Raw genomic sequence first — 1,700 nt, forward strand, 5'->3', positions numbered from 1 at the left:
GGGTCTGCCAGACAGCTCGCAATACCCGCGGCGGCAGGCGGGCCAGGGCGGTGCTGAGCTTACGGGGCAGCGGGACAGGCGTAATCAGCTCGAGTGGGTAACCCCGCTCGGGCACCAGCCTGGTCTCCAAGCCGCGCGCGGTGCCCAGGGCGGTGACCCGCACCCGCGGATCCAATGCGGTCAACGCGTGGGCGACGGCCATGGCCGGTTCCACATGGCCGGCCGTGCCGCCGCCGGCCAGGACGACCGACAAGGCGGCGTCTGCGGCTGGCTGTGTGACCGAGTCTTTCAATAACGCTGACCTTCCAGAGCGCGAGCCCGCCCGCTGTGCGGCTGCCGCTGGCCGGCGTGGCGTTGACGCCCTCCATGATGCCCCGATCGGGGGGCCGGCCGATCGGCCGCACGGGCTTTGGCTGATCGCGTCGCCCGAGACGCCGAAGACGTGCGGTCGGGCTTGCGGTGCTGCTTGGGCGGCTGAGGACGGGCCCGCAGCCGATCGCGCAGGGCCTCGGCCCGGGTGGGCGCGTACGGCTGGGGCAGCGGCAGCCGCAGCAGCCGGTTCATCCGGTCGTCGCGCCCGGCTCGCAGTGCGGCCACCGCCTCCGGTTCGTGACGCGCCGCGTTGGCCATCACACCGATCATGAGAAGCGTTGTGGCCGTTGATGTTCCACCGGCAGAGATAAGCGGCAGCTGAATCCCGGTGACGGGAAGCAGCCCGATCACATAGCCGACGTTGATGAACACCTGGCCGATCACCCACATCGTGGTGGTGGCGGTAAGCAGCCGCAGGAACGGGTCGGCTGATCGGCGGGCGATCCGCATCCCGGTGTAGGCGAATAGCCCGAACAGCGCGAGAAGCCCGAATGCCCCGACGAAGCCGAGTTCCTCGCCGATGATCGCGAAGATGAAGTCGTTGTGGGCGTTGGGCAGATAGTTCCATTTCGCGGTGCCCTGGCCAAGCCCGTGGCCGAAGATGCCGCCATTGGCCAGCGCGAACTTCGCCTGGCGGGCCTGGTATCCGGAGTCTTGGGGATCCTGCCCGGGATTCAGCCATGACCGCACACGGTCGGAGCGGTAGCCTTCCGAAACCGCCAGGATGGCGCCGGAGACGATGACCGCGAACAGCGAACTCACAAACACCCGCAGCGGCAGGCCGGCATACCACAGCAGGGCCAGCAAGATGATGCCCATCGACACCGTCTGGCCGAGGTCGGGCTGGGCCACGATCAACGCGAGCGCGATGACGGCGGCCGGCACCAGCGGAATGAGCATTTCCCGCAGCGAGGCCCGCTCCATGCGACGGGCGGCCAACAGGTGCGCTCCCCAGATTGCGAAGGCGATTTTGGTCAGCTCCGAGGGCTGCATCGAGAAGCCCGCCACCACGAACCAGCCGCGGCAACCGTTGGCGTAGTGACCGATCCCGGGGACCAGCACCAGCACCAGCAACACGATCGTCAGCGCGTAGCTGGAGAATGCCATGCGCCGCATGAGCCACACCGGCACGCGCAGCGCCAGATAGCATGCCACGAGCCCGATGATGGTCCACAACACCTGGCGGCCGAAGATGACCCACGCTGAGCCGTCGTCGTCATATGACCGCACTCCCGACGCCGACAACACCATGATCAAGCCCATGGTGGTGAGCAGCGCGGCGACGGCGATGATCACCGCGGTGAGCGGCATCGCCAGCACGAGCTTTC

Annotated in this window: 1 protein-coding gene and 1 pseudogene (1 of these 2 running past the window's edge); both read right to left on the reverse strand. The window is 68.1% G+C overall.

Translation table 11 applies throughout. The features are described from left to right. A pseudogene (locus tag ACFE99_RS24875) lies at positions 1-202 on the reverse strand (UDP-N-acetylglucosamine--N-acetylmuramyl-(pentapeptide) pyrophosphoryl-undecaprenol N-acetylglucosamine transferase) (its annotated part extends 828 nt beyond the left edge of the window); the annotation flags it as partial. A gap of 86 nt (positions 203-288) precedes the next feature. After that, on the reverse strand, positions 289-1,700 hold a 1,412-nt coding region (ftsW, locus tag ACFE99_RS24880; RefSeq protein ID WP_375489511.1), incomplete at its 5' end, for a putative lipid II flippase FtsW.

This window comes from uncultured Mycobacterium sp. (assembly GCF_964249325.1).
Classification (GTDB): Bacteria; Actinomycetota; Actinomycetes; order Mycobacteriales; family Mycobacteriaceae; genus Mycobacterium.